Genomic DNA, 15,632 nt, shown 5'->3' on the forward strand with positions numbered 1-15,632 from the left:
CCTCGGCCGCAAGAGTGATGGCCTCGGCCGCAAGAGTGATGGCGAGCCTGGCGTGAAGACGATTTGGCTGGGGCTGAAAGAAGTTCATGTCGCGGCGAAGACACTGCGAGGCTTACGAGCCGTCGATGATGGGGACAATTGTGTATAACCACATGCCTTCAGGTGTCTCTACCGGATGCCGGATTTACACCGGCTTAGTCGCGCCGGCGGCCGCTGCTCGCCACCAGGAGCCCGATCAGAACGCCAACAGCGACGGCGATGCCGACTGTCTTCAGCGGTGATTCGACTACACCTTGCTGCAAGCCTTCCACCRCATGATCCACTCGCACACGGACGCGATGCGCGCCATCCTGAGCCATTCCACGAATGCCGCTGCTCAGGACATGTCCCCTGTCCTGCAGGCGACTTCCCGCCTTGGCCACTTCTTCCGGAGCATCGCGGGCGCGCGCTTCGATGAGGTGCTCCAACTGCGCGATCAACGCCTTGCCTTCCTCCAGCAGTGGCGTCGCCCCTTGGATAGCGGCCCGCCGCGTGTCTCGGACAGCGCGTTGGATTTCCCCTACCGGACTGTCGACGCTATCACTGAGGTTGAGCGCGGCCTTGGGAACCCTTGAATGGTGGAACAGCATGACGTGGCCTCCTTACTAGCTTCGAAATTGACGGGCATCATCTGCCCTTGCGGACCAGACTCATCACGAAGGTCACCAGCGCCACCACGAGAAAGATGAAGAACAAGATCTTGGCGATTTCCACAGCGCCTGCGGCGATGCCACCAAAGCCGAACACCGCAGCAACCAGGGCGATTAAGAAGAAAACCAGCGCGTAGTACAACATGATGTCCTCCCTTGTTCAAACCACGGCGGAGACGGCACTCCGCGCTGCTCGCGGGCAGCATTGCGTGGCTGGCACAGCACCTCATCCCCGGGAACGGAGACCCGCTCAATCCCATCGCACCTGGCGGGCAGCCCGTCCGAACACCCCATCCACGCTCGCGGGGTACCCGCCAAGATTAAACTGAGGGCTGGCACTTACGGGCTGCGGCGCACAAGCATTTCGCTACCAAGAGAAACACCTGTCGTAACTGCCGCAAGAATCTCCCTACTCAGTGAGATGCACCAGCCCATTGAACTACGCCTACAGCTTGCTATCACGCTCCCAGGCCTTCATCTCTTCCTCAACCTGTTCCTTCGTGAAGCCATAGCGCTCCTGGATTCTTCCGGCGAGTTGATCGCGCTTGCCTTGGACCCGGGTAAGGTCATCGTCGGTCAGTTTTCCCCACTTCTCCTTGACCTTGCCTTTTGCTTGCTCCCACTTGCCTTCGATCTGATCCCAATTCATGGTCAACTCCTTTTCGGATTCCTGATGGTGAGTCCGCGGCCGGACCCGCTCACCTCCAACAAGCGGCGACAGCATGCGCCGCGCACCTAGCCAACTACTCCAACTACTACTTTCCGTACTTCGCCTTCGTGTCCGAGATGCATTTGTCCTTGGCGCCGCCGGACATTGCGTCGCACTTTTGCTTGTCGGCCTCATAGTTAGCGTCCATGGTGTCCTTCTTGGCCTCGCGGCGGGCCTCGGAGACATCAGCGCCGGCACTCTCTTTCGCCTTTTCTATCTTGATGGCGCCTAGCGCCTTCTCATGCGCAGCCTTAGCTTCCTTCACGCACACGTCCTTCGCGTTGCCCGTCTTGTCGTCGCACATCTCCTTTGCGACATCGTAGTCCCGGTCGGCTTTGACCTTATGTGCGTGAGCCTGTGCTTTCTCTGTGCCCTCGCGCTTCACCTCAGCTTCCGCCTTAGCCACGTCGCGATCACGCTTTGCCTCGGCCTGGCAAATATCCTTGGCATTGGCTTTCAGTCCGGCGCATTTGTCACTAGCCACCCTATAGTCGGCGTTTGCCTGCTTCGTTGCGGCGTCGTATTCTGCTTTCGATCCCGCGGCGGGTGTAGCCAGCGCAATGCCTGCCGGTGCGGCGAACACCATCGCGTAAATCGCTGCCGATAGAAACTTCCTGATCATTGTCAACTCCTCTCAAGTAGCGAGCCTGCTTGCGGCTTGCGCATCACTGGCGTGTGATGCGTTGCTGCTCACCTCATATAGCCAACATATCGCTTCCTGACGCGCGCTCGGTCATACTAGGGACTCCACAGGGCGTGGAAGTCCAAGAGCGAAAATCTGGCAAGTGGTCTTTGACTTCCAAGCGCTGACGGTTAACTCACTATATTTGAGGAGTGGCCTTGAGAGTTGTCGTGCATCAAGCTTTCGAGACTATGGACCGTGGCTGCTATGGCTATAACGACCAGCCCCCCCGTGCCAATATGACGTGCGTCACCTATCCCTGATAGATTAGTGAGCAACGAGGTAGGTATGACCGTCAACAACTCATCCAAGGCAACGATGGCYGCCGTCAAGAATGTGTCCGATCCGGGCGCAACGCAAGGAGCCCGTAGGGCGACTGAAGAKGYGCCCGGATCGGCGACGCTAGCGTCAGCGTCCGGCACCGAYTCAGAGGTCGTTGCCCGCGCTCGACGCAGGCAATTTTCCAACGCCGACAAGCGCCGCATACTGGAGGCGGCTGACCGCTGCACCAAGCCCGGAGGGATCGGCGCGCTGATGGGCCGTGAAGGCGTGTACTCGTCGTCCTTGAGCACATGGCGGCGCCAGCGCGAGGCTGTCGAACTGGCTGCCCTTGCCCCACAAAAGCGCGGACCCAAATTCGACGAGAATCGGGCCGAGGCGCGGCACATCGCGCAGCTCACACGCGAGCGCGATCACCTCAGGAGCCGACTCGACAAGGCCCTGCTGGTGATCGACGTCCTAAAAGAACTGCTTTCGCGGCGCTTCCTCGGCCCTGTGGAAAGAAACACGCCTTTGCCTACACTGTGAGCGCGGCGGAACAGTGGCCGTCAAGTTTTTGGAGGCTCAAGTCCCCTAAAAAAAACTGGCCCAGGGGAAGCTGCGGACCCAATTGTGGTGGCACCACGCGTGACCCCGTTTAGGAAAGTGATCAGATCCGAGTCCCCGTCCGACGTATTCAACCGAATGGAGGTGATCATGTCGAAGGGATCGAAGGTGATGGGAATGCCGGTCATCAACGCGCGGGCGGCGGCGATCGATATAGGCGCGCGGATTCAAGTCGTCGCAGTGCCGCCTGAGATGTGCGACGAACCAGTTCAGACGTTCCAGGCATTTACGGCGGACATCAACCGCATGGCGGTCTGGCTCGTTTCGCTGGGCATCAAGACCGTGGCCATGGAGTCGACGGGCGTGTACTGGGTGCCCGTCTACGAAGTGCTTGAAGACCGCGGTCTCCAAGTCATTCTGGCAACGCCCGGGAATGCAACGCGGTGCCTGGCCGAAAGAGCGACGTCAACGATGCGCTGTGGCTACAGCAGCTGCACGCGTGTGGTTTGCTACGGGCCAGCTTCCGGCCTGGGCGCGACATAGCCGCGCTTCGTGCCTACATGCGGGTACGTGAGCGTCATGTGGAATACGCAGCCGCCCATATCCAGCACATGCAGAAGGCGCTGACCTTTATGAATTTGCAGTTGCACCACGTCGTCAGCGATATCACAGGCGTGACCGGGATGAAGATCATCCGCGCGATCGTCGGGGGTGAGCGCGATCCCTCGGTCCTTGCTGCCATGCGCGACGTGCGGTGCAAGGAAAGTCCCGAGACGATCCGGGCGGCCCTGGTGGGGAACTATCAGCCCGAGCATGTCGTCGCGCTGACCCGGGGTCTGCTGTTATACGACTCGTACCAGGCCCGAATACAGGAATGTGATGCGCAGGCTGAGCAAGCCCTGACGGCACTGATCGCCGACAAAGCGCAGCCGCAGGAGCCGTTGGCTAATGCGCGAGGTCGCACTCGGCAAGCCAATTCGGTGAACTTCGACACTCGTGCGCTGTTGCATCCACTCCCAGGTGTGGATCTCACGCAGATCCATGGGATTGGACCCAGCSTGGCACTGGAAATGGTGGCCGAATGCGGCACGGATCTGAGCCGCTGGCCCACCGAAAAGCACTTCACATCTTGGCTGACGCTGTCGCCGGGCTGCAAGATCAGCGGCGGCAAGGTGCTCTCATCGCACACTCGCAAGAGCAGTAACCGCGTCGCGGCTCGCCTTCGGCTGGTCGCGATCACGGTTGGGCGAACCGATACTGCGCTGGGAGCCTTCTACCGACGACTGGCCGCGCGCGTCGGCAGGGCCAAGGCGCTGACCGGCACGGCGCGCAAGATCGCCATCCTCTTCTACCGCGCCATGCGCTTTGGCATGCGGTACCAGGATCCAGGCACCGACCAGTACGAGCTCAGGTACAAGGAGCGCGTCATCAAGCAGCTTCAACGTGGTGCAGCGCATTTTGGCTTCACGTTGCAGCCGGCGGAGGTTGGTGTTTCTTAGGAAACTTGCAGCCTTGCTGGGCAATCCGATCGACGACGACACCGACAAGCCGTAATGGCGGCTGTGCAAGAGCTCACTCCGGCCCTGGGCGCGAGCGCGGCCTGCCATGCGCTGGGCGTGCCGCGCGGCACGCCTGCCTGGCAGCGGGCCCACCTGCGTCGCATGGCCTTCATCGGTCCACTGCCACGATCCACTGCCCGGCCCCGGCCACCGTTGGCTCTGGACGCCCTGGAAAATCAGGTGCTGCTGGACACCCTTAACAGCGAGCGCTTCGCCGACACCGCGCCGGCGGCGATACACGCCACGTTGCTCGACGAAGGCCGCTACCTGGCCCCCCATGGGAACCGGACCAGCGGGCGGAGAATCTCCAGGAGATTGATCGAATTCCTGCGTAATCTGCCATCCCGGACACCGCCTCCGGTGTGGAGGCTGGCTGGTCGGTCCCTTCTTGTCGCCGGAGCACACCTTGAGTTCGACCAACCCTGCCTCCTTGACGCCCCCAATATTAAGGACGTTGGTTGAACTCAGAGATCCGCATGGTGGCGCAATTTCAGAGCAGGAACGGGGCAGGCTTGTCGGCGTCGATGCCGTATCGCACCAGCGCCTGCGCAACCATCGCGGCGGACACCGTACCTTGTGCCGCAAGTGCCCGCAGCGCGGCCACGCAGACATACGCGCGATCGACCTCGAAGAAACGGCGCAGGGATGGACGGTTGTCACTGCGCCCGTAGCCGTCCGTGCCCAGCACAGTGAACGGTGCCGGCACGTAGGGCGCAATCAGCTGGGGATAGGCGCGCACGTAGTCGGTGGCTGCCACCACCGGGGTGTCGCCGGCCAACAGCGCTTCGACATGGCTGGGGGCGATGTTGTCCTGCGGATGGTGCAGGCGCTGGCGCGCGGTCTCGCGCGCCTCGCGCTCCAACTCGGAAAAACTGGTCACGCTGAACACCTCGCTGTCGACCTGCCAGTCCTCGGCCAGCATCCGCGCCGCGGCCTCCACCTCGCGCAGGATGGTGCCGCTGCCAAGCAGCCGCACCTTGGCACGCCCGCCTCCGTCCATTTGCGCAAGCCGGTACATGCCGCGCAGGATGTCGCGCTCCACGCCGGCCGGCATCGACGGCTGGGCGTAGTTCTCGTTCATCACCGTCAGGTAATAGAACACGTCCTCTTGGCGCTCCATCATCGCGCGCATGCCCTCGCCGACGATCACCGCCAGTTCATAGGCATAGGCCGGGTCATAGGCGCGGCAGTTCGGGATGGTGGCGGCAATGATGTGGCTGGTGCCGTCCTGGTGCTGCAGCCCTTCGCCCGACAGCGTGGTGCGTCCGGCCGTGGCGCCGACCAGGAAGCCGCGCGCACGCTGGTCGCCGGCGGCCCAGACCAGGTCGCCGATGCGCTGGAAGCCGAACATCGAGTAATAGATGTAGAGCGGCAGCATGGCCGTGCCATGGGTGCTGTAGGCAGTGCCAGCGGCAATCCACGACGACATCGCCCCGGCCTCGGTGATGCCCTCTTCCAGGATCTGGCCGTTGACGTCCTCGCGGTAGTACAGCATCGAGCCGGCGTCCTCGGGCTCGTACAGCTGGCCCTGCGACGAATAGATGCCGACCTGGCGGAACAGGCTGGCCATGCCGAAGGTGCGCGCCTCGTCGGCGACAATGGGCACCACGCGCGGGCCGAGCGTCTTGTCCTTGAGCAGGCCGGTCAGCATGCGCACCATCGCCATGGTGGTCGACATTTCCTTCTGGCCGGCGTCCACGGCGAACTGGCCGTACTGCGCCAGCGGCGGCACCGGCACGATATCGGCCTGGCGCCGGCGCACCGGCAGGTAGCCACCCAGGGCTTGGCGGCGCTCGCGCAGATAGCGCAGCTCGGCGCTATCCTCGGCCGGGCGATAGAAGCGCATGGATTCCAGGTCCTGGTCGGACAGGTCCAAGCCGAAGCGGCTGCGGAAAGCCTTCAGCGCCTCGATATCCAGCTTCTTCTGCTGGTGGGTGGTGTTCTGCGCCTGTCCGGCATCGCCCATGCCATAGCCCTTGACGGTCTTGGCCAGGATCACAGTGGGCTGCCCCTTGTGCTCGCGCGCGGCGGCAAAGGCGGCGTGCAGCTTGCGCAGATCGTGGCCGCCGCGGTTAAGCGCCGCCACTTCCTCCGGCGTCATGTGGGCAACCAGCGCCTTCAGTTCTTCGTTCTGGCCGAAGAAGTGAGCGCGCCCGTAGTGCCCGTCCTTAGCCTTGTAGGTCTGAAACTGGCCGTCCTTGGTGGCGGCAAAGGCGCGCAGCAGCGCGCCAGAGTGGTCGCGCGCGAAGATCGGGTCCCATGCACTGCCCCACAGCACCTTGATGACGTTCCAGCCTGCGCCGCGGAACAACGCCTCCAGCTCCTGCACGATCTGGCCGTTGCCGCGCACCGGCCCGTCCAGGCGCTGCAGGTTGCAGTTGATGACGAAGGTCAGGTTATCGAGCTTTTCGCGTGCTGCCAGTGGCAGGGCTGCGATCGATTCCGGCTCGTCCATTTCGCCGTCGCCGAACACGCCCCAGACGTGGCGCTCGGAGGTTGCCTGCAGGCCGCGATGTTCCAGGTAGCGCATGAAGCGGGCCTGGTACACCGACTGGATCGGGCCCAGGCCCATGGAGCCGGTTGGGAACTGCCAGAAATCCGGCATCAGCCACGGATGCGGATAAGAACACAAGCCCTTGCCTTCGGACTCGCGGCGGAAGTTGTCGAGTTGCGCTTCGGACAGCCGGCCTTCCAGGAAGGCGCGCGCGTACACGCCGGGCGCCGAGTGCGGCTGGAAGTAAACCAGGTCACCGCCGTTGGCGGCCGCCGCGCCACGGAAGAAGTGATTGAAGCCGACCTCGAACAGATCCGCCGCGGACGCATAGCTGGAGATATGACCGCCCAGCTCGCCGTAGGCCTTGTTGGCGCGCACCACCATTGCCAGTGCGTTCCAGCGCACGATGGCGGTAATGCGCTCCTCCATGGCCAGGTCGCCGGGATAAGGCAGCTGCCGCTCGACCGGAATGGTGTTCTGATACGGCGTATTGCTCTGCGCCGTGGTGGACACCCCCAGTGCCGGCGCGGCATCGAGCAGCCTGCCCAGCAGGTAGCGCGCACGCTCCTGTCCGCATTGCGCCACGACGGCTTCCAGTGCGTCGAGCCATTCCCGCGTTTCCTGCGGGTCTTCGTCGCCGTGACCCGCGACATGCGCGAGCAAACGGGCGTGGGGAGTGGCGAGGTTGGTCATGGGTGTGTCTCCGATAAGCTTTTCCTCATTCTATGGAAGGGTCCGCAGCATGAGATGCCGAGTTGGCGAACGGGCTGCGCGGATTTCGGCATAAGCCACTATCGCAGACATGATCCGCGAGCAACGATGCCGCCGGTTCAACGCCTGCCCGCATGTCGTGCCGGGGCGCGGCGGAAACGGCGGCGCTCGCCCGGCGGGGCGAGGCTCCGGAGAAGGTGGGGGGAGTGCGCTGCGTTACCGATGGGGTCGCCATCGGGGGCGCCTGGTTCAGGGCCTGAACGTATCGGCTGGCATGCGATCCACGAATTCGCTGGCGCGCGTGAGGTGCTCGCGGATCAATTGTGCGGATTTGCCGGCATCGCCACTCATGATGGCCTGGGCAATGAGGCGGTGCTCGTTGACCGACTCCTGCTGCGCTTCACCGTGAATGGCATTGCCAAGCTGGAACATGATCATCGGCAACTGCAGCCGCCCGATGAAATCAATGAGTTTTGCATTTCCGCATTCGTCGGCAATGGCCTGGTGAAAGCGCCTGTTCTCTTCGAAATAGGCAGCCGGAGTCATTGCATGGTGGTCTTCCCAGATCGGCTGGGTCGCCTGCATGAAACGTTCGCGCACGCATGCCTCGTTCATGCGGGCGGCCGCGCGGCGCGCCGCCAGCGCTTCAAGCTCCGCGCGCACCTCGAACAACTCCAGCATTTCAGTGTGAGAGTAGCGCCTGACCATGGCGGTCTGGTTCGGAACGCTCTCCACCAGACCTTCAGCGGATAGCCGGCGGAAAGACTCGCGCACGGGACCGCGACTCACGCCAAGCTCGCGCGTCAGGTCAGCCTCGACCAGGCGCTGCCCCGGGACGAGGCGCCCGCTCAGGATGGCCTGCCTCAGGCTCTCGACGACATATTCGAGCGTGCTGCGTGGTGGGGCGGATGGGTTCGTCATGTCTGTGGCTCCTCGCGATTACCCTGATTGTACCTCACCGCCTCGTACACTATTGTCCTACAATATCGTAGGTTTAAATAATAAAAAAGCGCTTAAAAAGACACCTGAAATACTTTGACAATCTCACCGCCCCCCACCTTTCTGTCTCATCCAACTACTGGGCAACCGGCTTCGACGGCTGCTCGCCAACCCGGAGGTAACAAGATTGAAACGGCATCCGCAATACAAGCGTGCACGGCGCGCGGGATTAATCGGCATCCTGGCGACCGGACTCGGCGGCGCCGCCGCCAATGCAACGGCGCAGACAGAAGCGGGGGCCCTAGGAGGGAGCGTTAATATTTATGGAGTACTCGATGCCGGTTATGTCTACCAGAGCGGGTCGGTCAATAATGCGAACGGCACTTCCTCTGGGCCAGTAGTAAAGAGTGCATTGCAAGGCGGGGTTGCGCGCGGCTCGCGCCTTGGCTTCCGAGGCAGCGAAAACCTCGGCAACAACCTGAAGGCCATATTTGCGGCGGAAATGGGGTTCTATGTCGACACCGGCGTGTCATCCCAGGGTGCGCAGGTGCTCAACCAGTATCCCGCGGGGCCGATGTTCGGCCGGCAGGCTTTTGTCGGGCTCGCCAGCAACGCCGGCACGCTGACCATGGGCCGCCAGTACACGCCGGCGTTCCTGGTGACCACGCTGGCCGACCCGTTCTTCCAGGGAATGGCCGGCAACATGGCCAATATGCAGAACACCAGCGGGCGCGCCAACAATTCGCTGATCTATCTGACGCCGGCATTTGGCGGCCTGACGGCTTCCGCCATGTACGCTTTCGGGGAAGTCCCCGGCGATAGCGCAAAGGGCCGCCAGTACAGCGCCAACCTGATCTACCAGGCATCCCGGCTGAATGTCGGGCTGGCTTTCTACAATGCCAGCAACGCCAGTGCCACCGCCGCCAGCAGGACCACCACGCTGGCAGCCAATTACGACGCTGGCATTGCGACCCTGTACAGCGACATCCAGATCCAGCGCGCCAGCGCCGAGAATGCGCCCGGCTCGGCGGTGCTTGGCGCAGATCGGGTCTTTACCAGCTACAACAGCTTCCTGGCTGGCGTTTCTGTTCCGCTTGGCCGCCATCAGTTCCTGCTCAGCTATATCTATAACCGGGACATGCGCAGCGGGCCTGGCTCGAATCGCAACGCCGGCCAGTTCGCTGTAGGTTATAAATATCATTTCTCGAAACGCACCTACCTTTATTCCGCTTACGGCGCCATTACAAATCACAATGGCGCCTCATACACCATCGGCGACGCACTTTCCGTGAATGGCAACGCGCGCCGCGCCTTCAACCTCGGCCTTTCCCACGATTTCTGAAATCCGGAGCGGCTACCCCCGCCCGCCATCGCCCAGACCTGCCGATTTCGGCACTTTCACAACCCTGATCCGGGCTAACCCTCATTGGCACGGCATGACCATCCACACTATTGTCCTACAAATTGGTCGATCAATGACGTGATGCTCGGGGGCCGACTAAAGTCTGGCAGCTTGAAGCACATCCGATGAGCGGCGGTGCGCGATGCCCATGCATCCCGACAAAAATGAATGGAGACAGTAATGAGCGCAAGCATTCAGCAAACCCCGATCGAGGCTGCGGTGCCCGATCTTGAAAAGAGYRCCTATGACAAGGTGTTCTGGCGGACAGTGCCGCTGTTCTTTGTCTGCTACGTGATCTCATACCTCGATCGCGTCAATATCGGGTTCGCCAAGCTGCAGATGCTTGGCGACCTGAACCTGAGCGACAACGTCTACGCGCTTGCGGCGAGCATGCTCTTCTGGGGCTATGTGCTCTTTGAAATGCCGAGCAACCTGATCCTGCACCGGGTCGGCGCGCGCCGCTGGATCTCGCGCATCATGATTAGCTGGGGTTGCGTCTCGATTTCGATGATGTACATCGAGCCGCTGGCCGCCGTGTTTCACACCAGCTCGGCAAACATGTTCTATGTGCTGCGTTTCCTGCTGGGCGTATGCGAAGCCGGCTTCTTCCCGGGCGTGGTGCTCTACCTGAACCAGTGGTTCCCCTCGCACAAGCAGAATCGCGTGCTGGCCGGTTTCATGTTCGCGCTGCCGCTGAGCCTTTGCATCGGCGGGCCGGTATCGGGCTGGGTACTGCAGAACATGAATGACGCGTTCGGCCATCGCGGCTGGCAATGGATGCTGCTGGTCGAAGGCCTGCCCGCCGTGATCCTCGGGGTCGTGGTGCTGGCCCGCCTGACGGACTCGGTCGACAAGGCGCGCTGGCTGAACGCCGATGAGAAGGCGCTGATCAAGCGCAACCTCGCCACGGATAACGCGCACAAGACCCACAATTTCGGCGCGGCCCTGAAGAGCCCCGTAATCTGGCTGCTGTGCGCGATCCTGTTGACCATGAACACCGGCTTCTACGGCCTCTCGTTCTGGCTGCCCTCCATCATCCAGGCCACCGGGCTCCAGAACGCCTATCACATCGGTCTGCTGTCCGCGGTGCCCTACGTGGTGGCAGGCGCGTTCATCGTGGCCAATGCCATGCACTCGAACCGGACCGGCGAGCGCCGCCTGCACGCCGCCATTCCGGCGGGCTGCGCCGGCATTGCCCTGATCCTGAGCGCCGCCTGCGCCAGCCAGCTGGAACTGTCGCTGCTGCTGATCTCCGTGGCGGCGGCCGGCATCCTGGGCATGGCGCCGCTCTTCTGGATTTTCTCGGGGCGCGCCCTCACCGGCGCCGCCGCCGCCGCGGGGCTGGCCATGATCAATTCGGTCGGCAGCCTGGCCGGCATCACCGGCGCCATGGTCACCAATGTCGCCAAGAACATCACGGGCAGCGTCAACAGCGGCACCTATGTGCTCGGCGCATGCCTGCTGCTGTGTTGCCTGCTGATCCTGCTGCTGCCGCGCGCCATCGTGTCGACCGACGCGCCCCTTCCCTGAACGGCAGCGCCCCTGGCGGGCCAACATATTCAACTGGAGCAAGACGATGGAAAAACAAGAACTGCGATCGGACATGGGCTGGAGCACGGCCGACCGCATCACGGTGCGCGGCCTGGATCTCTGCCAGGACGTGCTGGGCAAGATCGCGCTGGGTGACTTCGCCTTCCTCGAAGTGACGGGCAGAAAGCCAGGCGCCGCCGAATCAACTGTCTTCAACGCCATTCTCGCGGTGCTGGTGGAGCACGGCATGACGCCTTCCGCGATGGTGGCCCGCCTGACCTATCTGGGGGCGCCTGAGTCGATGCAGGCCGCCATCGCGGCCGGCCTGTGCGGCATGGGCACGACCTTCGCCGGCACGGCCGAAGGCGCCGCCCGGCTGCTGCAGGCGGTGCATCCGCTGCGCACCGCGAAAAGCTACGACGTGGAAGAGACCGCTGCGCGCATCGTCCACGACCATCGGCAAAGGCGCCTGCCGGTGCCCGGCATCGGCCATCCCGTACACAAGCCGGTCGACCCGCGCGCCGTGGCGCTCTTTGCCATCGCCGCGGAAAACGGTCTGGCCGGGCCTTACGTCGCGCTGATGAAAGCGATCTCGGTTGAAGCCGAGCGCGCTTTCGGCAAGCCGGGGCAACTGCCCGTGAACGCCACCGGCGCAATCGGCGCCATCGCATCCGAGCTTGGCCTGTCCTGGAAGCTGTGTCGCGGCCTGGCTGTGGTGAGCCGCGCCGTCGGCCTGCTCGGCCATCTGGCCGAGGAGATCGAGAACCCCATCGCCAATGCGTTGTGGGTGCGCACCGAGGAAGAGACCTCGTCGCACCTTGTACCGAAGGAGTCGTAATGAAAGTCCTGCAGAATATCCGCGTCATCGAGATCGGCCGTTTCATCACCGCACCGCTTGCGGCCCAGTTGCTGGGCGAACTCGGCGCCGAGGTGATCAAGGTCGAATCGCCCAAGGTAGTCGACCCGTTCCGTACCTTCGACGGCGGCCTGTACGCTGGCCACTTCCAGTCGCACAACCGCAACAAGCGCTCACTGGTGCTCGACTTCGCCTCGCCCGACGGCCGGGAGGTGCTGCAGGAGCTGCTGCGGGACGCGGATGTGCTGCTGCTGAACATGCGCCCCGGCAGCGAAGGCAAGCTGGGCCTGGACGCCGGGCACCTGCACCAGATCAATCCGCGGCTCGTGCATTGCTCGATCACGGGCTTCGGCGCAGACGGCCCCTACGCGCATCGCCCGGCCTTCGACAATGTCGGGCAGGCACTGTCCGGCTGGATGTCGATGTTCCATCGCGGCACCGACTCACGCGTGCCCGGTCCGCCGGTCTCGGACACCATCTCCGGCGTCTACGCCTGCATCGGCATTCTCGGCGCGCTGGTCGAGCGCGCCAGCACGGGACGCGGCAGGAAGGTAGAGGTCTCGATGCTGGAAGCGATGATCGCGCTGGCCACCGAACCGCTCGGGCAGCTGTCGGCCTATGGCAGCGCGCCAGAGTTCTTCAGCCGCGCCTCGAAGTCGCAGTCGTATCTGGTCACCTGCAAGTGCGGACGCCGTATCGGGCTGCACCTGTCGTCGCCGGAAAAATTCTGGCAAAGCCTGCTCGGCGCGATCGAGCGCCCGGACCTGGCACAGGCGTACCCGGACCGCCAGAGCCGCGTGCATGGCTATGACGCCATTGCGGCCGAGCTCAGCGCCGTCTTTGCCACCGCCGACCGCGACGCCTGGATGGCTCGCCTGCAAGCGCACGACGTACCGGCAGCGCCGGAACTGCGGCTAGACGAGTTGGAAGACAACGAGCAGGTGCGTCATCTCGACATCTTCTACCAGTTGGACCATCCTGAGTACGGACCGGTGCGCGCCGCCAATCGCGCCATCCGCTACGACGGCGACAATGCCAGCGGCTTCCGCGTGCCACCGGCCTTCGGGGAGCATTCGATCGAGATCCTGCGCGAGGCCGGTATCGAAGAGGCACGCATCGAGAAACTGATCGCCTCCAGCACGGTGCTCGATCATCACCGGTCGCAGGCCGGCGGCGCGCAAGGCTGAGGGGAACGGGGAACGGACGATGGGAAAGACGCTCTATGAAAAGGTGTTCGACAGCCACGCGCTGCGCGAGCTCGCGCCCGGCCAATACCAGATCGTGGTGGACCGCCACATGCTCAACGAAGTCTCCAGTCCGCAGGCGTTTGCGACGCTGCGCGAAAGGGGTCTGAAGGTGGCATATCCGGAGCGCACCTTCTCCACGTCCGACCATACCACCTCGACCCTGGGTGACCCCGAGGCCGTCGATGACGAGACCAGCACACTGCAGATCGCCACCATGCGCAGCAATGCCGTGGCATCCGGCATCCGCTACTTTGATCCGCGCCAGGGCGAACACGGCATCATCCACGTGATCGCGCCGGAGCGCGGGCTGATCCATCCTGGCATGGTGGTGGTCTGCGGCGACAGCCATACCTCGACCTACGGCGCATTTGGCGCCGTGGCATTCGGCATCGGCACCACCCAGGTGCGCGACGTGCTTGCCAGCCAGACCATGCTGTGCGAGAAACTACGGGTGCGCCGCATCGACATCGCCGGCCAGCTTGCGCCAGGCGTTCACGCGAAGGACGTGGCCCTGTTCGTGATCGCGCTTCTCGGTGCCAAGGGCGGCGTGGGCTACGCCTATGAATTCGGCGGCGACGTCGTGGAGCGCTTTTCGATGGAAGAGCGCATGACGCTTTGCAATATGGCGATCGAGGGTGGTGCGCGGTGCGGATACGTCAATCCCGATGCCACCACCTATGGCTACCTGCAAGGTCGCGCGCATGCGCCCGACGACGAACACTTCACGCAGGCCACGGAGCGCTGGCACACATTCCGGTCGGATCCGGACGCACGCTATGACGATAGGGTCACGGTGCACGCGAACCAGATCGGCCCGATGGTCACATGGGGCACTTCGCCGGATCAGGCGGTAGCCGTGCACGAGCGGATTCCCGTCGCGTCGCCAGTCGTAGCCGAGACGCTCCGTTTCATGGGACTTGAGTCGGGACAGCACATTGCCGGCACCCGCATTGACGTGGCGTTTATCGGCTCCTGCACCAATGGCCGGCTGTCCGACTTCGAAGCCGTCGCCAACCAACTGCAACGCGGCGCATATCGCGTCGCGGGACACGTGAAGGCGTTAGTTGTGCCGGGCTCGCGCGCGGTGCATGATGCGCTGGTTGCCAGCGGCATCGACCGTATCTTCACCGACGCTGGCTTTGAAGTGCGCGATGCCGGCTGCTCGTTGTGCTGCGGCATGAATGCTGACCGCCTCAGCGGCCAGGAGCGATGCGCCTCGTCGTCCAACCGGAATTTCCGCGGTCGGCAGGGTTCGCCCGAGGGGCGCACGATGCTGATGTCGCCGGTCATGGTGGCCGCTGCGGCAATCGCGGGCGAAATCGTCGACGCACGCCAGCTTTTCGGCATTATGTGAACCGCTTTCCGACCCTCATACACCATCGAGCGACATGAACCAGCGGATAGAACAGATTGCGGGCCGTGCCATGCCATTGTGCGGGGATGACATCGATACTGATCAGATCATGCCCGCGCGGCATCTGAAGTGCATTACCTTCGAAGGCCTGGAGGCCCATGTATTCGGCGACGAGCGGGCGCTGGCACGCGCTCAGCACCGTCTGCACCCCTTCGACGACCCGCGCTTCACCGGCGCCGAGATCTTGCTGGTCAATGCCAACTTCGGCTGCGGCTCATCGCGCGAGCACGCTCCGCAGGCCCTGCGCCGGTTAGGCATACGCGCCATCGTGGGCGAGTCGTTTGGAGAAATCTTCGCCGGCAATTGCGTGGCGCTGGGCATCGCATGCGTTCACTTGCCTGCTGATGCGGTGCGGCAGTTGCAGGCGTACTGCGAAACCCGGCCGGCCACCACACTCCAAATCGACCTGACCACGATGACGCTCACCCTTCCCGATATGACGCTGGCCATCGACATGCGCAACGGCCCGCGGCAGCAATTACTGAGCGGCAACTGGGACTCCCTGTCCGTGCTGATTCAGGCCGGCGCCGAGACCCACGCCAGGCTCGACGTCCTGCAGTCTCAACCTTGATTCG

The 15,632-nt window shown here is 63.3% G+C and carries 16 protein-coding genes; 10 read left to right on the forward strand and 6 right to left on the reverse strand.

The features are described 5' to 3' along the window. Positions 1–148, forward strand: a 148-nt coding sequence (locus tag AC1DT6_RS33515; RefSeq protein WP_477115312.1) for an IS4 family transposase, incomplete at its 5' end; no start/stop codon positions are given. A gap of 46 nt (positions 149–194) precedes the next feature. Here the strand turns inward: AC1DT6_RS33515 and AC1DT6_RS33520 are convergent. The 4 genes from AC1DT6_RS33520 to AC1DT6_RS33535 all read right to left on the reverse strand — a co-directional run bounded on the left by AC1DT6_RS33520 (position 195) and on the right by AC1DT6_RS33535 (position 2,020). Further along, positions 195–629, reverse strand: a complete 435-nt coding sequence (locus AC1DT6_RS33520; RefSeq protein ID WP_477115268.1) for a glycine zipper domain-containing protein — start codon at positions 627–629, stop codon at positions 195–197. A 37-nt stretch (positions 630–666) separates the two neighbouring features. Then, positions 667–834, reverse strand: coding sequence for a DUF1328 domain-containing protein (locus AC1DT6_RS33525; protein ID WP_477104776.1), 168 nt, complete (start codon positions 832–834; stop codon positions 667–669). A gap of 300 nt (positions 835–1,134) precedes the next feature. Next, positions 1,135–1,338, reverse strand: a complete 204-nt coding sequence (locus AC1DT6_RS33530; RefSeq protein ID WP_477104775.1) for a CsbD family protein — start codon at positions 1,336–1,338, stop codon at positions 1,135–1,137. A gap of 106 nt (positions 1,339–1,444) precedes the next feature. After that, complete coding sequence (locus tag AC1DT6_RS33535; protein WP_477104774.1) at positions 1,445–2,020, reverse strand: hypothetical protein; 576 nt, start codon at positions 2,018–2,020, stop codon at positions 1,445–1,447. A gap of 348 nt (positions 2,021–2,368) precedes the next feature. Here AC1DT6_RS33535 and AC1DT6_RS33540 point away from each other — a divergent pair, with 348 nt between their 5' ends. From AC1DT6_RS33540 to AC1DT6_RS33550, 3 genes are all read left to right on the forward strand, one after another. Beyond that, a complete protein-coding gene (locus tag AC1DT6_RS33540) occupies positions 2,369–2,887 on the forward strand; it encodes a transposase (protein WP_477115269.1) in 519 nt (172 codons plus the stop codon). A 168-nt stretch (positions 2,888–3,055) separates the two neighbouring features. Further along, complete coding sequence (locus AC1DT6_RS33545; RefSeq protein WP_477115270.1) at positions 3,056–3,448, forward strand: hypothetical protein; 393 nt, start codon at positions 3,056–3,058, stop codon at positions 3,446–3,448. Then, the gene (locus tag AC1DT6_RS33550; protein WP_477115271.1) at positions 3,349–4,404 is read left to right on the forward strand and encodes an IS110 family RNA-guided transposase; all 1,056 of its coding nucleotides are present in this window, start codon (positions 3,349–3,351) and stop codon (positions 4,402–4,404) included. Before AC1DT6_RS33545 ends, AC1DT6_RS33550 begins: the two co-directional genes overlap by 100 nt. Before the next feature lie 550 nt (positions 4,405–4,954). On the opposite strand, the gene mdeB is transcribed toward AC1DT6_RS33550, so the two are convergent. Continuing rightward, a complete protein-coding gene (gene mdeB, locus AC1DT6_RS33555) occupies positions 4,955–7,651 on the reverse strand; it encodes an alpha-ketoglutarate dehydrogenase (protein ID WP_477115272.1) in 2,697 nt (898 codons plus the stop codon). 267 nt (positions 7,652–7,918) lie between these two features. Further along, the gene (locus AC1DT6_RS33560) at positions 7,919–8,590 is read right to left on the reverse strand and encodes a GntR family transcriptional regulator (RefSeq protein ID WP_477115273.1); all 672 of its coding nucleotides are present in this window, start codon (positions 8,588–8,590) and stop codon (positions 7,919–7,921) included. 205 nt (positions 8,591–8,795) lie between these two features. On the opposite strand from AC1DT6_RS33560, the gene AC1DT6_RS33565 reads away from it, so the two are divergent. The 6 genes from AC1DT6_RS33565 to AC1DT6_RS33590 all read left to right on the forward strand — a co-directional run bounded on the left by AC1DT6_RS33565 (position 8,796) and on the right by AC1DT6_RS33590 (position 15,628). After that, positions 8,796–9,950 (forward strand): porin, encoded by a 1,155-nt coding sequence (locus AC1DT6_RS33565; RefSeq protein ID WP_477115274.1) that lies wholly within the window; start codon positions 8,796–8,798, stop codon positions 9,948–9,950. Between the two features lie 240 nt (positions 9,951–10,190). Further along, positions 10,191–11,540, forward strand: coding sequence for an MFS transporter (locus AC1DT6_RS33570; protein WP_477115275.1), 1,350 nt, complete (start codon positions 10,191–10,193; stop codon positions 11,538–11,540). Between the two features lie 46 nt (positions 11,541–11,586). Next, complete coding sequence (locus AC1DT6_RS33575) at positions 11,587–12,378, forward strand: citryl-CoA lyase (protein WP_477115276.1); 792 nt, start codon at positions 11,587–11,589, stop codon at positions 12,376–12,378. Continuing rightward, on the forward strand, positions 12,378–13,583 hold the full coding sequence (locus AC1DT6_RS33580; RefSeq protein WP_477115277.1) for a CaiB/BaiF CoA transferase family protein: 1,206 nt from the start codon (positions 12,378–12,380) through the stop codon (positions 13,581–13,583). Before AC1DT6_RS33575 ends, AC1DT6_RS33580 begins: the two co-directional genes overlap by 1 nt. 19 nt (positions 13,584–13,602) lie before the next feature. Then, positions 13,603–14,997, forward strand: coding sequence for a 3-isopropylmalate dehydratase large subunit (locus AC1DT6_RS33585; RefSeq protein WP_477115278.1), 1,395 nt, complete (start codon positions 13,603–13,605; stop codon positions 14,995–14,997). 34 nt (positions 14,998–15,031) lie between these two features. Beyond that, on the forward strand, positions 15,032–15,628 hold the full coding sequence (locus tag AC1DT6_RS33590) for a 3-isopropylmalate dehydratase small subunit (protein ID WP_477115279.1): 597 nt from the start codon (positions 15,032–15,034) through the stop codon (positions 15,626–15,628). The last annotated feature ends 4 nt before the right edge of the window (positions 15,629–15,632 follow it).

It is taken from the genome of Cupriavidus sp. 01L45, assembly GCF_056399885.1.